Source organism: Sphingobium sp. CR28, from assembly GCF_052327305.1.
Lineage (GTDB): Bacteria > Pseudomonadota > Alphaproteobacteria > Sphingomonadales > Sphingomonadaceae > Sphingobium.
Genome location: NZ_CP182486.1, coordinates 2,292,771 through 2,310,931 on the forward strand (window position 1 = coordinate 2,292,771; position 18,161 = coordinate 2,310,931).

Consider the following 18,161-nt stretch of genomic DNA (forward strand, 5'->3'; position numbering starts at 1 on the left):
CCTCTCCTCAGTCTTCGATCGCGGCGAGCGGGTTGGATGCGCCGCTCGTCACGGCACCCTGCGCGCGCGCCTGTCCTTCCGCGCGGGCGATGTAACCCTTCGACTTCTCGACTTCGTTCGACAGGGTGTTGACGGTCGTCTTCATGTTTTCGAGCGCCTTGAGCTTGAAGGTGTCGATATTGTCCATCGTGTCGTAGATGTTCTGGAACGCGCGCTGCAGCGTCTCGATGGGAATGGTGCTGCTTGCTGCCTGCTCGTGAATCTGCGCCGTCTGGCTCTTGAGCAGCTCGCCGGTGGAATCGATGATGTTTGCCGTGGTGGTGTTAAGCGCGGTGATTTGTTCCAGCACCAGCCGCTGGCCGGAAAGCGCCTGTGCAACGGTGACGGCGGTGCGCAGCGCGGCAACGGTGGTTGTGGAGGCGCGATCGACGCCCTTCACCAGCTCGACATTGTTCTTCTTGACCAGATCGAGCGCGAGATACCCCTGCACCGTGACCGCCATCTGGGTCAGCAGATCCTGGGTGCGCTGGCGCACGTAGAAGAGCGCACTTTCGCGGATCGCCTTTGCTTTGGCGGGGTCGCTCGAATCCAGTTCGAGCGCCTTTGCTTCCAGCCGGGCATCCATCGTCTTGGCGATGTGGATCATCTGCTCCAGGCGGCCCATGGTCGCCCACATGTTCTGCCGCTCCACGTCGATCGCGGCATTGTCCTTCACCAGCACGTCCTTGCCCGAAGCGAGGGAACCAAGGATCGAGTTGATGTGCGTCTGGCTCGACTTGTAGCTGTCGAAATAGTTGCGCATCTTGTTGCCGAAGGGGATGATGCCGAAGAGCTTCTTTGGGGCAGTCAGATTGCCCCGCCGGCCCGGATCGAGATCCTCGACCGTGCGACGCAGTTCGGCGAGGTCCGCGCCTACGCTTACGTCGCTGTCCATCGCGCGCACCGGGCGATCGAGGAAGCGGTTGGAATGGCCGGCGGCGTCCGCGATTTCCTTGCGGCCCATATTGGTGATCTGGTCGACCTTTATGCCGAATTCGGGCGAATTGGCGTCGAGTGCGGCCAGTTCTTCGACGAAGCTTCCCACCTTCTCGTCGAGCTTGCTCTTCTTTTCCTCGTCGATCGGCACCAGTCCGGCTGCCTTCGCCGGTGCGATCACGGGAACCGGCTCGGGCGGCGTCAGATTGAGTTCAGTCGCGGTCGCAGTCGTCGTCGGGGCGCTTGTCGCCATGGTTTCATATCCTCCGTGAGTGTTATATTAGGCTATAACACCCGTGCATCAAGGGCACTCTTGTCTTGCCCATGATAGCGCCGCGCGGCCCGGAGGGAAGGGGCGCGATCAGCTCCCTACTGTGAACTCGCTTCGCTAAGCTCGCATGGGGACTGGTTCGTTAGACCGCCACGCGCTGCCTTCCGCCGCGCACTAGCTTCCAGCCCAGCCAGACAGTGGCGACAAGAACAATACCCTGCACGATCGCGAAGGGTGGCTCGTTGCCATTGGGCGCTAGTGCATTGAGAGCCGGCACTTTAAGGAACGACTGGACGACCAGCACGAACAGATTGAACCAGAGCGAGACGGTCGCGGTGACTGCATAGACGGTGCGTGCCCGGCCCTTGCCGCCAAATCCGTAGAGCGCGAGGAGGGCGATGACCATGACGATCGTCGCGATCACGCCGGTGATGAATGCGGGTGTGATGCTGGCAGCCGGAAAGAGGAAGCCGGTGAGGCTGGTGAGCGCCGTGGTGCCCAGAAAAAGCGCCTGCGCTCGGGGGAGCCATGCGCCACGCGCCCATGCGACGAGCGCGAATATCCCGGAAAAGATACCCAGAAAGCTGATGATGACATGCAGGAGCGTGAACTGGGGAATGGTAAGACCGAGGATCATGACACAGGTCCTTTCAGGCTTGGATGACGATGCCGTATCTATTCCGGCTCGAGAGGCTGCCGTGCCGGACAAAGCGTCCGGACTTGTTCGCGACTGGAGAGAAGATGATGCATTTTGGGGGCGAGCGGGATCGGCGGAACCGACAATGTTACGGGCCAGAACCGACATCGCGCTGATGCTATTCGGGACAGGCGCGCGGTTCATCCAATTGCTTTTTGCCGGAAAAACCTCTGAATAGCGTGTGGTAGCCAAGGGGATTGGCACGCAATCGGGGGCATAACTTGTTAGCTAAAAGTATCGGAAGGCTCGGGTTCGCAGTCTTGATGATGTCGTGCTCAGGGCAGGCGCTCGCCGGCCCGCGCGATGTTCGCTATGCGCCTCAGGCGGCTTGGATCGTGCCCCCGCCTGCGGCGACAGAAACGGCGCCGCCGGAAGGCGCCCCGATCAAGATTGGTTATTATGATTTCCAGACGCGGGCTTCGTCCAAGGGTGTCGAGAGTTACACAGCCTATCGGCTAAAAATTTTGAAGCCTGAAGCGCTGGGTGTCGGCAATATCACAATCGCATGGAACCCGGAGGCGGGGGACATCAGCGTCCATACGCTCCGCATCATTCGCTCCGGCCAGACCATTGATGTTCTCAAAGGGACGCGCTTCCGCGTCATTCAGCAGGAAGCGAATCTCGATGTAGCGATGCTGAGTGGCATATTGACGGCGGTCCTTCAGGTTCCCGGTCTGGCAGTGAATGACGAGATCGAGTTCGCAATGACCGTGAGACAGCGTGATCCCACGCTGGGTGATCGCATCTTTGGCGCGACGCAGCTGCCTGTGGCGGGACTTTCGGGTGCATTTCGCTCGCGACTGAGCTGGCCCCGGGCTCTTCCGCTGCGCTGGCGCGGTTCGAGCGATCTCGGGCCGCTCGCGGTTGAGAACGGCTATGGGGGCGATAATCTCGTCGCGGTCGACCTGCGTGATCCGCCGCCGCCGTTATTGACCGAGGGCGCTCCACCGCGTCTCAATATCCGCCGCGTCGTGGAGTATAGCGATTTCGCCGACTGGGCTGATGTTGCACACCACATGCTGCCCCTCTTCGAACGGGCGGCAGTGCTCGAGCCCAAGTCCCCCCTGCGTGCCGAGATCGCGAGGCTTGCTGCTGCTTCAGACGATCCGTTGACACGCGCGGCAGCAGCGTTGCGCTTCGTGCAGGATCAGGTGCGATACGTTTATGTGGGGTTGGACGGTGGCAATTATCGCCCCGCGAGCATCGATGAAACATGGGCGCGCCGCTTTGGTGATTGCAAGGCGAAAACGGCGCTGCTTCTCGCCATCCTGCGGGAAATGGGGATAAGCGCCGAAGCGGTTCTGGTGAATTCCGCTGGCGGTGACGGTTTGGATCAACATTTGCCGAGTGCGGGCCTGTTCGATCATGTTCTCGTCCGCGCCACGATCGCAGGGAAGGCCTATTGGCTGGACGGGACGCGTTTGGGTGACAGGGAACTGGAGGCGCTGCCGGAAGTCGCCTATCGTTGGGTTCTGCCGCTCCGCAGCGGACCAGTCGATCTGGAAAAGATAGCCCCCGTCCCAGCACGGTTCCCGCAGTTCATCGAGGTCACGGAGATCGACGCTAGCGCAGGTAAGGATAAGCCGGCCCGCACGAAAGTGCGCCAGATCGTGAGAGGAGTGGAAGCATTCGAGACGCGCACGCGACTTGCCGCCATGTCGGCAGGAGATGCGGATCGCTCGCTCAAGTCCTACTGGCTGCAACAGGCCAACTGGATCGACGCGGATAAGGTAAGCTGGAATTTCGATGATCGTCACACGGTGCTGACTCTGGCGCTCGAAGGGACAGGGAAGCTGGAATGGGAAGGGGAATTGCCAAGTGGCCAGACCCTGGACATCCCCGGCGCAGGGTTTTCACCTCCTTCGCGGCTCGTTCGTCCCAAGGAGCAGGATCAGACAGCGCCCTGGATGACCGATTTTCCGCGTTTCCGCTGTTGGGCGACGACGATTCGTCTGCCAGTGGCGCGGCCGGGCTGGTCCTGGGGCTATTCCGCCAAGCCAGTTCGTCGAGAACTGGGCGGCGTTGCCTACTGGCGGCAGGCGGTTCTGGCGGACGGCATCATGCGCACGGTCATGAGCCGTCGCACGGTTACGCCTGAGATTGGCGCGAGTGCGGCGATGGCGCTCAACGACGCTATTTCCGGATTCGACAACAAGATCTCGCGCGTGGAGGAACAGAGGGGGGAGGCCAAGGTCCAGACCGGGCAGGCGACTCTCGATCTCGAAAAGGTGGACTGGGTTACCGCACCCACGCTGTGTGAGGCGCCGGACCAGGCACGTTCGAACTAACGGTCGGCTTAGTGGTGCGGGACCGTCGCCTGCCGGTCCCCGCTCTAAAGATGTAATGACGCCAGAGCGATCCCGCGAACGGGCGGTCGCCCGGATCGCCGTCTATACACGCATGGGCATCAGCACATAGAGCGCCGGGGACTTGTCCGTTTCCCGGATCAGTGTCGGCGCCGATGCATCGGCCAGATGCAATTCGACCGTGTCGCCTTCCAGCTGGCCGAGAATGTCGAGCAGGTAGCGGGCGTTGAAACCGATCTCCAGTTCGCTGTCCGCATACTGCCCGGGCACTTCTTCCGCAGCGGTGCCGTTCTCCGGGCTGGTCACGGAGAGCGTCACTTTGTCCGTTTCCACCGCGATCTTCACGGCGCGGGTCTTCTCGGTGGCGATGGTCGCCACGCGGTCCACGCCTTCCTCGAGGCTGCGCGGATCGATCTTCAGCAGCTTGTCGTTGCCGGTCGGGATGACGCGGCTGTAGTCCGGGAAGGTGCCGTCGATCAGTTTGGAGGTGAGCACCGCGCTCCCCAGATCGAAGCGGATCTTGGTCGGCGACAGGTCGATATGGACGCTGCCATCGACTTCCTCGAGCAGCTTGCGCAGTTCCGCGATGCACTTACGCGGCACGATGATGTCCGGCATGCCTTCAGCACCGTCCGGGCGCGCAACGGTGACGCGAGCCAGCCGATGGCCGTCCGTCGCAGCCGCCTTCAGAACCGGCTGCGGATCTTCGGAGACATGAAAGAAAATGCCGTTCAGATAATAGCGCGTCTCTTCCGTCGAGATGGCGAACCGGGTCTTGTCGATGATCTGGATCAGCGTCTCTGCCGGAAGATCGAAGCTGGTGGGAAGCTGGCCTTCCGCAATCATGGGAAAGTCATCGCGCGGCAGGGTCTGCAGGTTGAAGCGCGCCCGGCCCGCCTGGATAAGCATCTTGCCTTCGGCTGCCTCGATCCGCACTTGGCTTCCTTCCGGAAGCTTCCGCGCGATGTCGAAGAGAGTATGTGCCGAAACGGTGGTTGCGCCTGCGCTTTCCACGCCGGCCTGCACGCTCTCCACGATTTGGAGGTCGAGGTCGGTCGCCATCAGCCGCATCGTGCCGTCCGCCGTCGCTTCCAGCAGCACATTGGAGAGGATGGGTATGGTGTTGCGCCGCTCAACCACTGATTGAACGTGGCTCAGGCTCTTGAGCAGCGTTGCGCGTTCGATCGTGGCCTTCATCCCTGCTGGTCCGCTTCTTTGCCCGGTTCCTGAAAGAATCGGGTCAGAGGAACCCCGCCCGATGAAGCAACTGTCCTTAACGCAATTGCCTCGTCGAGCAAGGGGTTGCCTTGCCGCGCGGGATCGGCATTGCTCGTCGCGATGAACCGACCAAACCTGCGAGCTGCCCTGCTGGGCGCGCTGTTGTCGATGATGGCAGCGCAACCACTTGCCGCGCGCGACAGTCTGGCGGTGGTCGAAGGGTGGGGCGCATTCCGCGACCCGCAGGCGCCGCGCTGCTATGCGATCAGCGAGCCCGTCGGCCCTACGAGGCGGGACGCGCAATGGAAGCCCTTCGCGTCAGTGGGATACTGGCCTCGGCAAGGCGTACGCGGCCAGATCAACATCCGGCTGTCCCGCGCTCTCAAGCCGGGGAGCGATGCCCTGCTGGCGATCGGCGGACAGCGCTTCCGACTGGTGGGGGCGGGTGCGGACGTCTGGGCGCTGGATCGGCAGGATGATGCCGCGATCCTCGCCGCGATGCGATCGGGCAGCCGAATGCTGGTGACCGGCGCGTCCACAAACGGGCGGTTCGTGGACGATTATCGCTTGCGCGGCGCGGCCACCGCGATCGACGCCGCGGCGCTGGGTTGTGCGCGGCTGAGATAGCGCGCATTCACGTCCACTGGCGTTTTCGCGGTGTTTTGCATATATGCGCGCCATGCTCGAATCCGCGACGTCTCTGATGCCGATCCCCGGCCATGTCGATCCCGTGCCCGTGCCGCGTGCGATCACCCCGCGCGAGGATGGCCGGCAAGACCTGCTAGGTCTCGACAAGGCGGGTATCCGCGCCTTGCTTTCTGCTGCAGGGCTGGACGAGAAACAAGCGAAGCTGCGGGCCAAGCAGCTCTTCCACTGGCTCTACCATCGCGGCGAGACCGACTTCGAGAAGATGACCGACCTCGGCAAGCCGCTGCGGCCGTGGCTGGCCGAGCGCTTTGTCGTCGGTCGGCCGCAGGTGGTGGAAGCGCAGCTCTCCAGCGACGGTACGCGCAAATGGCTGCTCCGCTCGGACGACGGGCAGGACTATGAGATGGTGTTCATCCCGGACGCCGACCGGGGCACGCTCTGCGTCTCCAGCCAGGTGGGCTGCACGCTCAACTGCCGCTTCTGCCACACCGGCACGATGCGTCTCGTCCGCAATCTCACCCCCGGTGAGATCGTGGGGCAGGTGATGCTCGCGCGCGACGCGCTGGGCGAATGGCCCCGAGGAAACATGGCCAGCAATATGAGCGCCGTGGTCGATGCCGACGAGGACGAGGACGCGCCGCAATATTCCCCGGACGGGCGGATGCTCACCAACATCGTGATGATGGGCATGGGTGAGCCGCTCTATAATTTCGAGAATGTGCGTGACGCGTTGAAGGTCGTGATGGACGGCGAGGGCCTCGCGCTCTCCCGGCGGCGGATCACGCTCTCGACCAGCGGCGTGGTGCCGATGATGCAGCGCGCGGCCGAGGAGATCGGCGTGAACCTTGCCGTCTCGCTTCACGCCGTGACCAAGGAAGTGCGCGATGAAGTCGTGCCGCTCAATCGCAAATATGGCATTGAGGAGCTGCTGCAGGCCTGCGCGGACTATCCCAAGGCGAACAACGCGCGGCGCATCACCTTTGAGTATGTTATGCTCAAGGACAAGAACGACAGCGACGAAGACGCGCGCGAACTCGTTCGTCTCATCCGCAAATACAAGCTGCCCGCCAAGGTGAACCTCATCCCCTTCAATCCCTGGCCGGGCACGGGCTATGAATGCTCTGACCCGGCACGCATCCGGCGCTTTTCGGAGATCATTTTCGAATCGGGCATTTCAGCGCCAGTGCGCACGCCGCGCGGACGGGACATCATGGCTGCTTGCGGGCAACTCAAGTCTGCTTCCGAGAAGAAGAGCCGCGCGGAACTCGATCGGCTCGCGGACGAGAAGCAGGCGGCGCTTGGCTGACCCTAGTGCGGTCGCGCTCGCTGCGGGCGCGGGACTTCTGGGCGGCATCATGAACGCGCTGGCGGGGGGCGGCACCTTCGCGACTTTGCCTGCGCTGATCGCGCTCGGCCTGCCGGCCAATATCGCCAACGCGACCTCCAACTTCGCGCTGCTGCCCGGCGCGGTAGCGAGCAGCTGGACCTATCGCGACGAGATCGCGCCGGTGGGTGGCGTGGACTGGCGACTGCTGCTGGGGATCACGTTCGTTTCCAGCCTTGTCGGCAGCCTTTTGCTGGTGGTGACGCCGGGCCATGCATTCGATGAGATCATCCCCTGGCTGCTGCTGATTGCTTTCGTGACAATTGCCTTCGGAGGACGGATAGGAGCCTGGCTGCGCGCGCGAACCCGGATCGGCACGCCCACCCTCGTATTCACGCAAATGTTGCTCGGCATTTATGGTGGCTATTTCGGTGGGGGCGTCGGCATCATGGCGACGGCGGTCTTCGGGCTGCTGGCGGGCATCCATCCACGCGAGGTGTTCGCGATGCGCACGGCGATGCTGGCGACTGCCAATCTTGCAGCCGCCTTCATCTTCGTCTGGTTCGGCATGGTTGCTTGGGAACCGGCGCTGCCGATGATCGCGGGCGGGGTGCTGGGCGGATGGCTTGGCGCGCATGTGGGCAAGCGGCTCTCGCACGGCGTGGTGCGCTGGGGAACAATCGTCATCACCGCTGCGACGACGTTGGCGTTCTTTCACCGCGCTTATGGGTAGCGCGGGGGCGGCAAGGGCAAATTCTCAGCTAAGCGAATGTGCGCTTCGAGAGCGTGCATCAAGGTCGTCGAAAGGGCGGGAATGTCTGGGGATTGCGCACATTCGCCGCTGGGGTAGAATGCCGTTGTGAGTGACGATCCATCAGCGACGGTGCGTAAGCTGCTGATCGAAGGACAGGGAGTGCCCGCGCGCAAGGTCACGCCTGATGCTCGGATTTTGCACGACCTCGGCGTAGATGGCGACGACGCTGCGGAGATTTTCGAAGCGCTGCAAGATCGGTTTGGGACCGACTTTACAGAATTGAACCGCCAGTGGCGCGTGTTCTTCAGCACAGAAGGTGCGAGCCCGCGAGCGATCCTGATCGGTATTCTCGCCATCATCATCTGTAGTGGTGCAGCGGGCGTACTGACGGCTGCGTTGCATTGGCCATCAGTTGCGGCGTGGGGATTGGCGATAGCGATGTTCGTAGGTGGCGGATGGTTGTTCTCCCGCTGGTTCGGTCGAGAATTGCAGCCTCTCACGGTCGCTGGGCTTGCGGAGATTGTACAAGCGGGTCGCTGGCCATCTGATCCCGCCGATGTCCGCTAAGTCGTCGTGTCCCGACAGGCTGCTTTTATCGTCAAAGCCGGAGCTTTATCGTCAAAGCCGGAATAGCTGCCATGCCCGCCTTCCGCAAATTCCAGCGATTGGCACGCAATCAAATCGTGTACGCTGCCGAGACTGGACGATGAGACCAATCGGCGCCACAAGAGCGCCATGACGGGACCACCCGACTCCGCCGATCAAGCTGCCGCGACCGTGCGCCGGCATGGGCTGGTGACGCGGCTTTGGCACTGGCTGAACGCGCTGTGCCTCCTTATCCTGTTCAAGAGCGGCCTCGGCATCTTCAATGCCCATCCCCGGCTCTATTGGGGCCAGTATGGCGCCAACTTCGACCATGCCTGGCTGGAGAAGAGCCGCTTCGGCGCGCTGTGGACGCTCCCTTCCGCTTATGACCTCGCGCTCTCGCGCCGCTGGCACCTGAGCACCGCACTGATCTTCGCCTTCGGGCTGCTGGCGTTCATGCTGTGGAGCCTCGCCAACGGCCATTTCCGCCGCGACCTCAAGGTGACGCGCGCGGACGTTTCAGCGCGGCATCTGGGGCAGGAAATCGCCGATCACGCGCGGCTTCGCTTCCCGAAAGGCGCGGCAGCACTACGCTATAACAGCCTGCAGAAATGGAGCTATGTCGTGGTGATCTTCGTGCTGCTGCCGGCGATGATCTTCACGGGCCTCGCCATGTCGCCAGGCATGGATGCGGCATGGCCCTGGCTGCTCGATATTTTCGGTGGCCGGCAGTCGGCGCGGTCGGTGCATTTCATCGCGGCGTGGCTATTGGTGGCGTTCTTTGTCGTGCACATCTTGATGGTGCTGCTCGCTGGCCCGCTCAATTTGCTGCGGAGCATGATTACTGGCCGGATGCGGGTCGTGTTGGAGGAAAGGTCATGAGCCTCCTGACCCGGCGCGCATTGGTGGGCTCGCTGGCAGCGGGCGGGGCAGGGCTGTTGTCTGGCTGCGACAGCATCGGTCAGAGCCCACAGGAGCGCGAGTTGCTCTTCACTGCCGAGAATTTCCATCGCTGGAGCCAGCGGCTTCTTCTGGCGCCCGATGCATTGGCGCGCGAGTACCGCCCGGAGGAGCGCTCGCGTATTTTCCGTTCAAACGGCACGGCGAACCCCGCGACAGAGCATTATAAGGCGCTGTGGCGCGGCAATTTCGCGGACTGGCGGCTGGACGTGACGGGGCTGGTCGCACGGCCACTGCGCCTCTCACTCGCGGACATTGCCGCGATGCCCCACCGCGAGCAGATCACCCGGCATGACTGCGTGGAGGGCTGGAGCGCGATCGGGAAATGGCGCGGCGTGCCGCTCGCCCGCGTGCTGGAGGCGGCCGGGCTGAAGGATCGCGCGCGCTATCTCGTCTTCCATTGTCTCGACGAATGGGGCGGTGGCATCGGCACTGGTTATTATGAGAGCATCGACCGGGTGGACGCCTTCCATCCGCAGACGATCCTCGCATACGGCCTCAACGACCGGCCGCTGCCGGTGCAGAACGGTGCGCCGCTGCGCCTGCGGGTCGAGCGGCAACTCGGCTACAAGCAGGCGAAATACCTTGCGCGGATCGATGCGGTGGACAGCTTGCTCGCCGTGCGCGGCGGCAAGGGCGGCTATTGGGAGGATCGCGCCGGCTATGAATGGTATGCCGGTATCTAGCACTGCCTGGCGAACTCTCTTCCGCCGTCATCTGTGCTTCCGGGCCGACTGCCGGCGTCCATTCTCGTCACCCTGAACTTGTTTCAGGGGCCATTTTATTCTCAGGATTTTCCTGCGGCCATGGATGCTGAAACAAGTTCAGCATGACGGCATTTATGTATCCAGCTGAGTTCACCCACTAATCCGCATCAAGCCCTTGATCCCGGCGGGCGGTCGGGGCTAGCCCAGTCCCATGAAGATGTTGAGCCGACTCCTTGCCACGGCAATCAGGCAGGGAACCCTCGAGCTGCGCTATCCCGATGGCGTTGTGGATGTGATCGGCACGCCTGCTGAGGGCTTTCCCGATGTAGCGGTGCGCTTCACGCAAAACAGCGCGGCGGCGGCTATCGTCCGCGATCCCGCGCTGGGCGCGGGCGAGGGCTATATGGACAGCCGCATGCTCGTCGAGCAGGGGACGATCTGGGATCTCGTCATGCTCGTCGGCGCCAACACGCGGCTGGAAAACGGCACGTTCATCAGCGAACTCGGCACGGTCGGCAAGCTGCGTGAGCGGCTCAAGCACTGGCGCGACGGGCATAACAAGCGGGCGCGCTCCAAGGCGAACGTTGCGCATCATTACGACCTGTCCGATCGGCTCTACGATCTCTTCCTGGATGCCGACCGGCAATATAGCTGCGCCTATTTCACTGATCCGGAGACGGTGGGGCTGGAGCAGGCTCAGCTAGAGAAGAAGGCGCATATTGCCGCGAAGCTCGACCTGAAGCCGGGCCAGCGTGTGCTGGACATTGGCTGCGGCTGGGGCGGCATGGCGCTTTATCTCAACCGCGTGGCAGATGTGGACGTGCTGGGCGTCACACTCTCCGAGGAGCAGCTCAAGGTCGCGCGCCGCCGGGCGAAGGACGCGGGCGTGGAAAAGCGCGTCCGCTTCGAACTCATCGACTATCGCGACGTACAGGGACCGTTCGACCGGATCGTGTCGGTGGGCATGTTCGAGCATGTCGGCCTGCCGCAATATCGCGAGTTCTTCCGCACCTGCCACAATCTGCTGACGCCCGAAGGCGTGATGCTGCTCCACACCATTGGCCGGCTGGACGGGCCGGGCAGCACGGACGCTTTCACGCGCAAATATATTTTCCCCGGCGGCTATGCGCCTGCTCTGTCCGAGATTCTGGCGGCGAGCGAGCCCAACAAGCTGCTGCCGACCGACATCGAGACGCTGCGGCTGCACTATTACCACACGCTTCAGCGCTGGTACGCGCGCACGGTGGCGGCGAAGGACGAGATCGTCGCGCTCTATGACGAGCGCTTCTACCGGATGTGGACCTTCTATCTCGCGGCTTCGGCCTCCGGCTTCCGATATGGGTCGCAGACCATCTATCAGCTGCAATATGCGCGGGACCGCGACACCCTGCCGATCACGCGGGATTATATGGCCGAAGCTGAAGCCCGTTATCGGGCCATTGGGTAGTATCGGTGGCGCGCTTTCCCGGCGCGCCACGAGGTGAGTCAGCCGGGCCTCAGAGCCCGGCCCCTCCGGATCAGACCAACGCGGCCTTGTAGAGCTTGGTGAGTTCAGCCCAGGCGCGTTCCGCCTCTTTTTCGACATAGGCAGCGCTGCCGGGCACGCACCAGCCATGGTCGCCATTATAGACCTCGACCGTCGCGGTCTTCTTTGCCGCCGCGAATGCCGACTTCAATATGTCTTTGGATTTGGGATCCCGCGCGTCGTCGTTTTTGGCGATCGCGACGAGATAGGAGGCGTTGGTCTTCGGGATCAACAGATGCGGGCTGCTCGGCTGATCCGTGGTGAGGCCGCCGCCGTGGAAGCTGCCCACCGCCCGGATGCGCGCAGGCACTGCCGCCGCCGTGCGGAAGGAGAGAGGGCCGCCCATGCAATAGCCCTGCACGCCGGCCTTCGCCTTCTTGTTCGTTTGCGGCTGCGCATCGAGAAATGTGAGAAAGGCCTGCGCGTCGCGATCGACCGCATCGTCGGTCAGCTTGCCGCGAAAACCCATGAGGATCTCGCGCGTCTGCGGATTGCTAAAGTCGATGGCGCCGTCGATCACAGGCGCTTTCTTGTCGCGGTAGAACGGGTTGACCACGAGCACGACATAGCCCTGCGCGGCAAGGCGCCTGCCGAGATCGCGGAAGACCGGACGCAGGCCCATGATATCGGGCCAGACAAGCACGGCGGGCCATGTGCCCTTTCCGGCGGGATGGAAGAGCGCCGCGTCCGCCTGACCGTCGGCCGTCTTCACGGTGACGTCCTTCTCCACGACATTCTCGGCGGCTTTGGCGCAGGCGCTGACAAATCCGGCAACGGCGACGCCGGCTGCCACGAAGCGCCGGCGGCTGACGCTCCAGTCCTCAATGAGGCCGGGATGAATATCCTGATCGCACATGGCCGTGAGTCTCTCCCTTTATGATCGGGCGGGAGGCTCGTCGCTCAGCGGCTCGCTGTCAATGGGGTGGGCTGCGCGGACCTAAAGGCTCCCATAGCCCGGCGCATCCCCATGGTGACGGGCCTGCCAGCGGGCGCGGCGGCGCCAGCCGAAGCGGCGGCGTTTGCGCAGATGCAGGGTAGGCCAGTGTCCATGGTCGCATCGCCCGGCGAGGCGCATCCCTTCCTTCCGATAGGCTGCGAGTACGGCGTCCGCCTGCTCGTTCAGGAGTCCGGCGAGAATGAGCGAGCCGCCCTCGGCCAGTTGCGCGCAGAGGCCCGGCGCCAACTCGATGAGAGGGCCGGCCAGGATATTGGCCATGATGAGATCATAAGGGGCAAGGCCAGTAATCAGCGGATCGTCGACACCCGGTGCGTCCCGTAGGAGGAGGCGGCCCGGTCCTTCGCCCAGCGTCACGCCATTCCGTTCGGCATTCTCCGCTGTCACGGTGATCGCCACCGGATCGATATCGGAGGCTATGGCGTGGGCACGCGGCCACAGCGAGAGTGCCGCGAACGCGAGCAGACCCGTGCCCGTGCCGATATCCGCGATATTGCCGAAGCGGTGACCGGAGAGCGCAAGTTGCTCAAGCGTCAGCAGGCATCCTCGCGTCGTCTCATGCTGGCCAGTGCCGAACGCCCGGCTCGCGGGGATGTTGAAGGCGACATGACCAGCGGGGACCACGGCGGCGTCATCATGCACGATATAGAAGCGCCCCGCCGCTACGGGGTCGAGACCGCTCTGGCTCTGGGTCACCCAGTCGGTGTCCGGGAGCCGCTCAAGCTTCGTGGCGCTCAGGTCCGCGCCCGGCACGAGAGCCAGAACCGCCTCGATCTCGTCGGCATTGGGCTCATGATCGAAAATGGCGTCCAGCAGCCACGCGTCCGGGCTGTTCTCGTCCACTTCCCGCGTGGAGAGCGCGGGCATGCCGGACCAATCCCCGAGCATGTCGTCGCTCTCGGCTTCGATGGCCAGAGCTTCGGTCCGGCTGCAGGGAATGGAGAGCTGCCATGCTTCCAGTTCGGAGGCAGGCGCGGCGGATTTTTGTTTTCTGGCCATCGCCCAGCCTAGAACGATGGTGGCCTGATGTTCAATCCATCAGTGTCGCGAACCATAGCCGCCCGCTCGCGCGCGGACGGGCAGGTTCTGCTGAACGGCCCCTTCCGAATCGGAGCGCAGGCGATCGAGGCGAATCTGGACATCATTGAAGCCCTGTTCGAGCGCGTCGATCTCCGAAGCCACGATTTCCGTGTCCTGGCGGATCGCGGAAATGTTGCTCGACATTGAATCGGCCGCAAGTGCGGTTTCGTCGACAGCAGCCGTTATCATCGTCACGGTCTGCGATTGCGCGTCCATGGCGCTGCGGATGCGCACGCCCATGCTGTGAACATCCTGCACTGTCGCGCGAATCCGCTCGTTGGTTTCGACCGAAAGACGCGTCGCGTTCTGGATCGCTGCAATCTTCTGGGCGATGTCGTCGGTTGCCCGCGCGGTCTGATTGGCGAGGCTCTTTACTTCCTGTGCGACCACCGCGAAGCCGCGACCGGCATCGCCTGCGCGCGCCGCCTCGATCGTGGCGTTGAGCGCGAGAAGGTTGGTCTGCCCGGCAATGTCCCGGATCAGGCCGAGAATGGATTCGATCGACTTGGCGTGGTCGGAGAGCGTCGCGGACATCTCCACGGCGTCCCCGGCCTGCTGCGAGGCGAGCGCCGCAACGTCGGCGGCGTCATCGACTTCGGAGCGCGCATCGTCGATCGCCCGGATAAGCCCGGAGGAGGTGTGTGCCGCCTCGCGCATGGCGATCGCGGACTGCTCCGCGGCAGCCGCGACTTCCGATGCCTTGTCGAGCATGCCGCGCGTGGCAGCGGACGTCTCTCGTGCCTGATCGCGCAGGCGCAGGCCAAGTTGCGTCGTGCCGTCGATCTGGTCCGTCAAAATATGGGCGAAGGCCGCGCGCTGCTGCTCGCGCTGTTCGGCGTCCTTCTGGGCCATTGCCTGCGTGTGGACGGAGCAGATTGTCTCCGCGCCGAGCAGCGCGAGATGGCGCATGGCGTCAAAAAGCGCTGCATTTTCCTGAGGGTCCGCAGTGGCAGTGCGGATGAGATCGCGGATCTTGTCCATCGCGGCGCTGAGGCTCAGCAGTTGCACGCAGACGGGCAGTTCGCCGTAGCGGGTGTCGTGGATCAGCTTTCGGCAGTGCGCACCCCAGGCGTCCCGGTCGACATGAAGAAGCATATCGCGGTAGAAATCCGCAGTGAGTGCCTGCATTTCCACGTTTTCGTAGGGGCGAAGCATGATTTCGGCGGGTGCGTGGTTGAGCTGGGCTTCCATCGCCGCCTTCACGACGCTGTCCAGTTGCGGCATCACGAGCGTGCCGATGCGCTGTGTCGCTTCGACGAGAGTGCCGTTCGGATCGACCTTCCGGACTTTTTCCGCCATCGTCAGGTTTTCAAGCTTGGGCGTCATTCGTCTCTCTTTGTGTTTCCGGGCGGTCCCCGCCGCCCAATTGACGATGGTCCATAGTCGGGGGCTCGTTAATTCGACGTTTAAGACAATTGCGTCTCTGCTTTGTTCGTTCAGGGAACCCCAACGCGTTTGCAGTGTCGCGCGATTGCGCTAAAGCGCTGCCAAACATGACAGGGACGGACAGATAATCATGGCGCAATCTGCACGGCGACCGCTTTCGCCGCACCTCAGCATCTGGCGGTGGGGGCCGGGAATGCTGGTTTCCATCCTTCATCGCGCCACAGGCGATGGCCTTGCCATTGTGGGCACGATTGGCTTTGTCTGGTGGCTCTATGCAATTGCGGCCGGCTCCGCGAGCTACGCGCTGTTCCTGTCCGTCGCCACGAGCTGGTTCGGCTATGTGGTAATGGTGGGGCTGAGCTGGGCGTTCTTCCAGCATATGGCCTCGGGCCTGCGTCACCTCGTGCTCGATATGGGCGCGGGTTACGAGCTCAAGACCAACAAGTTCTGGGCGAAGATGACCATCGTTTTCTCGATCACGCTCACGATTTTCTTCTGGGCGTGGATGCTGGTGGGGAGGGCAGCCTGATGCGCGGCGGTACGGAACTCGGCCGGGTTCGCGGCCTCGGCTCGGCAAAAAGCGGCACGCATCACTGGATTCTCCAGCGCTTCACGGCGGTGGGCAATCTGCTGCTGGTGTCCTGGCTTCTGTTCAGCTTCGTGCGCCTGCCTGCCTTCGATCATGCAACGGTGTCTGGCTGGTTGGCTCAGCCATTGGTCGCGGTGCCGATGATCCTGATGCTCGTCAGCGTCTTCTGGCATCTGCGCCTCGGCCTGCAGGTTCTTATCGAGGACTATGTCCATGACGACGGGTTGAAGTTCGCCGTCATCCTCCTCCTCAATTTCTTCGCGATCGGCGGGGCCGCGTTCGGCCTCTTCTCGGTCGCCAAAATCGCTTTCGCCGGGGGCGCTCTCTGATGTCGGACACTTCTTCTACGGCTGCCTACAAGATCATCGATCACAGCTACGACGTCGTCGTGGTGGGCGCTGGCGGCTCCGGCCTGCGCGCGACAATGGGCGCGGCCGAGGCTGGCCTCAAGACGGCGTGCGTCACCAAGCTTTTCCCGACCCGCAGCCACACCGTTGCCGCGCAGGGCGGTATCGCCGCGAGTCTGGGCAACAATACGCCGGACCACTGGACCTGGCACATGTACGATACCGTCAAGGGATCGGACTGGCTCGGCGACCAGGACGCCATCGAGTATATGGTGCGCGAGGCGCCCGCCGCAGTTTATGAGCTGGAGCATGCGGGCGTGCCGTTCAGCCGCAACGACAACGGCACGATCTATCAGCGGCCGTTTGGCGGCCACATGCAGAATATGGGCGAAGGCCCGCCCGTGCAGCGCACGTGCGCCGCTGCCGACCGCACTGGCCATGCCATGCTTCACGCGCTCTATCAGCAGAGCCTGAAGTATGACGCGGATTTCTATATCGAATATTTCGCGCTCGATCTCATCATGGAAGACGGGCCGGACGGGAAGGTCTGCCGGGGCGTCATTGCGCTCTGCATGGACGATGGCTCCATCCATCGCTTTCGCGCTCATGCCGTGGTGCTGGCGACCGGCGGCGGCGGGCGTGTCTACCAGTCCGCCACTTCTGCCCACAGTTGCACCGGCGACGGTAACGGCATGGCTCTGCGCGCAGGTATTCCGCTGCAGGACATGGAGTTCGTGCAGTTCCACCCGACCGGCATTTACGGCGCGGGCGTGCTCATCACCGAGGGTGCGCGCGGCGAAGGCGGCTACCTCACCAACAGCGAGGGCGAGCGCTTCATGGAGCGTTATGCGCCTTCGGCGAAGGATCTCGCGAGCCGCGACGTGGTTTCCCGCTCAATGGCGATGGAAATCCGCGAAGGGCGCGGCGTCGGCAAGGAAAATGACCATATTTTCCTGCACCTCGATCATATCGATCCCAAAGTTCTGCACGAGCGTCTGCCGGGCATCACCGAGACCGGCAAGATCTTCGCGGGCGTCGACCTCACCAAAAAGCCGCTACCGGTCGTGCCTACGGTCCATTATAATATGGGCGGTATCCCGACGAACTATCACGGCGAGGTCGTCCATATCCGCAATGGCGACCCCGATGCGGTGGTCCCAGGCCTGTTCGCGGTGGGCGAGGCGGCGTGCGTTTCCGTCCATGGCGCCAATCGCCTTGGGTCCAACAGCCTGATCGATCTCGTGGTCTTCGGCCGCGCGACCGGGCTGCGGCTCAAGGAAATCGTCGTCCCCAATACGCCGCATCGGCCGCTTCCCAAGGGGTCGGAAGATCTGTCGCTTGGCCGGCTCGATCATTTCCGCCATGCGAAGGGTGGGACGCCCACTGCCAACCTGCGGCTCGACATGCAGAAGACGATGCAGCGCCACGCCGCCGTGTTCCGCGATACCGCGCTGCTTGCCGAGGGCGTCGGCAAGATAGACGCGATCTACAAGGGCCTCGGCGACATCGGCATCACCGACCGCTCACTGGTGTGGAACACGGATCTGGTCGAGACGCTCGAGCTCGACAATCTGATGAGCCAGGCCGTCGTGACGATGCACTCCGCCGCCAACCGCAAGGAGTCGCGCGGCGCTCACATGCATGAGGATTTCCCCGAGCGCGACGACCAGAATTGGATGAAGCACACGGTCACGGCGTTCGAAGGCTGGGGCGGCAAGGGCGGCAAAGTCGGCATCGATTATCGCCCTGTCCATGAGTACACACTCACGGACGAGGTCTCGTACATCAAGCCCAAGAAGCGCGTCTATTAATCGCTGACCGGGTGAGATCCGCC

At 63.1% G+C, this 18,161-nt stretch carries 17 protein-coding genes; 11 read left to right on the top strand and 6 right to left on the bottom strand.

Going from position 1 to position 18,161, the window contains the following annotated elements; translation table 11 throughout:
* Positions 1-7: 7 nt before the first annotated feature.
* Together ACNAOH_RS11000 and ACNAOH_RS11005 are read right to left on the bottom strand one after the other, a co-directional pair.
* Positions 8-1,228, bottom strand: a complete 1,221-nt coding sequence (locus ACNAOH_RS11000; protein WP_443970222.1) for a toxic anion resistance protein — start codon at positions 1,226-1,228, stop codon at positions 8-10.
* 160 nt (positions 1,229-1,388) lie between these two features.
* Positions 1,389-1,883 (bottom strand): hypothetical protein, encoded by a 495-nt coding sequence (locus ACNAOH_RS11005; protein WP_443970223.1) that lies wholly within the window; start codon positions 1,881-1,883, stop codon positions 1,389-1,391.
* Between the two features lie 323 nt (positions 1,884-2,206).
* Between ACNAOH_RS11005 and ACNAOH_RS11010 the strand changes: the two genes are divergently transcribed.
* Entirely contained in the window at positions 2,207-4,231 is a 2,025-nt protein-coding gene (locus ACNAOH_RS11010; protein WP_443970224.1) for a DUF3857 domain-containing transglutaminase family protein, read from the top strand.
* Between the two features lie 102 nt (positions 4,232-4,333).
* On the opposite strand, the gene dnaN is transcribed toward ACNAOH_RS11010, so the two are convergent.
* A complete protein-coding gene (gene dnaN / locus ACNAOH_RS11015; RefSeq protein WP_443970225.1) occupies positions 4,334-5,446 on the bottom strand; it encodes a DNA polymerase III subunit beta in 1,113 nt (370 codons plus the stop codon).
* A gap of 141 nt (positions 5,447-5,587) precedes the next feature.
* On the opposite strand from dnaN, the gene ACNAOH_RS11020 reads away from it, so the two are divergent.
* The 7 genes from ACNAOH_RS11020 (at position 5,588) to ACNAOH_RS11050 (ending at position 11,892) form a co-directional block, all read left to right on the top strand.
* Positions 5,588-6,094: a hypothetical protein gene (locus ACNAOH_RS11020; RefSeq protein ID WP_443970226.1), complete on the top strand. Its 507-nt coding sequence runs from the start codon at positions 5,588-5,590 to the stop codon at positions 6,092-6,094.
* Positions 6,095-6,146: 52 nt separating this feature from the next.
* Positions 6,147-7,421 (top strand): 23S rRNA (adenine(2503)-C(2))-methyltransferase RlmN, encoded by a 1,275-nt coding sequence (gene rlmN, locus ACNAOH_RS11025; protein ID WP_443970227.1) that lies wholly within the window; start codon positions 6,147-6,149, stop codon positions 7,419-7,421.
* Positions 7,414-8,172 (top strand): sulfite exporter TauE/SafE family protein, encoded by a 759-nt coding sequence (locus ACNAOH_RS11030; RefSeq protein ID WP_443970228.1) that lies wholly within the window; start codon positions 7,414-7,416, stop codon positions 8,170-8,172. The genes rlmN and ACNAOH_RS11030 overlap by 8 nt, the downstream gene beginning before the upstream one ends.
* Positions 8,173-8,298: 126 nt before the next feature.
* Entirely contained in the window at positions 8,299-8,760 is a 462-nt protein-coding gene (locus tag ACNAOH_RS11035) for an acyl carrier protein (RefSeq protein WP_443970229.1), read from the top strand.
* Between the two features lie 168 nt (positions 8,761-8,928).
* Positions 8,929-9,660, top strand: a complete 732-nt coding sequence (locus tag ACNAOH_RS11040; protein WP_443970230.1) for a cytochrome b/b6 domain-containing protein — start codon at positions 8,929-8,931, stop codon at positions 9,658-9,660.
* Positions 9,657-10,424: a molybdopterin-dependent oxidoreductase gene (locus ACNAOH_RS11045; protein ID WP_443970231.1), complete on the top strand. Its 768-nt coding sequence runs from the start codon at positions 9,657-9,659 to the stop codon at positions 10,422-10,424. The genes ACNAOH_RS11040 and ACNAOH_RS11045 overlap by 4 nt, the downstream gene beginning before the upstream one ends.
* A gap of 232 nt (positions 10,425-10,656) precedes the next feature.
* Positions 10,657-11,892, top strand: coding sequence for a class I SAM-dependent methyltransferase (locus ACNAOH_RS11050; RefSeq protein WP_443970232.1), 1,236 nt, complete (start codon positions 10,657-10,659; stop codon positions 11,890-11,892).
* 70 nt (positions 11,893-11,962) lie between these two features.
* On the opposite strand, the gene ACNAOH_RS11055 is transcribed toward ACNAOH_RS11050, so the two are convergent.
* From ACNAOH_RS11055 to ACNAOH_RS11065, 3 genes are all read right to left on the bottom strand, one after another.
* Positions 11,963-12,826 (bottom strand): dienelactone hydrolase family protein, encoded by an 864-nt coding sequence (locus ACNAOH_RS11055; RefSeq protein ID WP_443970233.1) that lies wholly within the window; start codon positions 12,824-12,826, stop codon positions 11,963-11,965.
* An 81-nt stretch (positions 12,827-12,907) separates the two neighbouring features.
* Entirely contained in the window at positions 12,908-13,924 is a 1,017-nt protein-coding gene (locus ACNAOH_RS11060; protein WP_443970234.1) for a 50S ribosomal protein L11 methyltransferase, read from the bottom strand.
* 39 nt (positions 13,925-13,963) lie between these two features.
* Positions 13,964-15,331: a methyl-accepting chemotaxis protein gene (locus ACNAOH_RS11065; protein ID WP_443970235.1), complete on the bottom strand. Its 1,368-nt coding sequence runs from the start codon at positions 15,329-15,331 to the stop codon at positions 13,964-13,966.
* A 190-nt stretch (positions 15,332-15,521) separates the two neighbouring features.
* On the opposite strand from ACNAOH_RS11065, the gene sdhC reads away from it, so the two are divergent.
* From sdhC to sdhA, 3 genes are read left to right on the top strand one after another with little or no spacing between them, the layout of a single operon-like run.
* Positions 15,522-15,920 carry a succinate dehydrogenase, cytochrome b556 subunit gene (sdhC, locus tag ACNAOH_RS11070; protein ID WP_443970236.1) on the top strand — a complete coding sequence of 133 codons (399 nt, stop codon included), beginning with the start codon at positions 15,522-15,524 and terminating at the stop codon, positions 15,918-15,920.
* Positions 15,920-16,309, top strand: a complete 390-nt coding sequence (gene sdhD, locus ACNAOH_RS11075; protein WP_443970237.1) for a succinate dehydrogenase, hydrophobic membrane anchor protein — start codon at positions 15,920-15,922, stop codon at positions 16,307-16,309. Before sdhC ends, sdhD begins: the two co-directional genes overlap by 1 nt.
* Positions 16,309-18,138, top strand: coding sequence for a succinate dehydrogenase flavoprotein subunit (sdhA, locus tag ACNAOH_RS11080; RefSeq protein ID WP_443970238.1), 1,830 nt, complete (start codon positions 16,309-16,311; stop codon positions 18,136-18,138). The genes sdhD and sdhA overlap by 1 nt, the downstream gene beginning before the upstream one ends.
* Positions 18,139-18,161: the final 23 nt, after the last annotated feature.

Excerpts from the sequence above, each read along its gene's own strand:
- sdhD (WP_443970237.1), top strand. The coding sequence starts at position 15,920 with ATGCGCGGCGGTACGGAACTCGGCCGGGTTCGCGGCCTCGGCTCGGCA.
- ACNAOH_RS11055 (WP_443970233.1), bottom strand. The coding sequence starts at position 12,826 with ATGTGCGATCAGGATATTCATCCCGGCCTCATTGAGGACTGGAGCGTC.
- sdhA (WP_443970238.1), top strand. The coding sequence starts at position 16,309 with ATGTCGGACACTTCTTCTACGGCTGCCTACAAGATCATCGATCACAGC.
- ACNAOH_RS11045 (WP_443970231.1), top strand. The coding sequence starts at position 9,657 with ATGAGCCTCCTGACCCGGCGCGCATTGGTGGGCTCGCTGGCAGCGGGC.
- ACNAOH_RS11010 (WP_443970224.1), top strand. The coding sequence starts at position 2,207 with ATGATGTCGTGCTCAGGGCAGGCGCTCGCCGGCCCGCGCGATGTTCGC.
- sdhC (WP_443970236.1), top strand. The coding sequence starts at position 15,522 with ATGGCGCAATCTGCACGGCGACCGCTTTCGCCGCACCTCAGCATCTGG.
- ACNAOH_RS11040 (WP_443970230.1), top strand. The coding sequence starts at position 8,929 with ATGACGGGACCACCCGACTCCGCCGATCAAGCTGCCGCGACCGTGCGC.
- ACNAOH_RS11020 (WP_443970226.1), top strand. The coding sequence starts at position 5,588 with ATGAACCGACCAAACCTGCGAGCTGCCCTGCTGGGCGCGCTGTTGTCG.
- rlmN (WP_443970227.1), top strand. The coding sequence starts at position 6,147 with ATGCTCGAATCCGCGACGTCTCTGATGCCGATCCCCGGCCATGTCGAT.
- ACNAOH_RS11005 (WP_443970223.1), bottom strand. The coding sequence starts at position 1,883 with ATGATCCTCGGTCTTACCATTCCCCAGTTCACGCTCCTGCATGTCATC.
- ACNAOH_RS11065 (WP_443970235.1), bottom strand. The coding sequence starts at position 15,331 with ATGACGCCCAAGCTTGAAAACCTGACGATGGCGGAAAAAGTCCGGAAG.
- ACNAOH_RS11060 (WP_443970234.1), bottom strand. The coding sequence starts at position 13,924 with ATGGCCAGAAAACAAAAATCCGCCGCGCCTGCCTCCGAACTGGAAGCA.
- ACNAOH_RS11000 (WP_443970222.1), bottom strand. The coding sequence starts at position 1,228 with ATGGCGACAAGCGCCCCGACGACGACTGCGACCGCGACTGAACTCAAT.
- dnaN (WP_443970225.1), bottom strand. The coding sequence starts at position 5,446 with ATGAAGGCCACGATCGAACGCGCAACGCTGCTCAAGAGCCTGAGCCAC.
- ACNAOH_RS11050 (WP_443970232.1), top strand. The coding sequence starts at position 10,657 with ATGAAGATGTTGAGCCGACTCCTTGCCACGGCAATCAGGCAGGGAACC.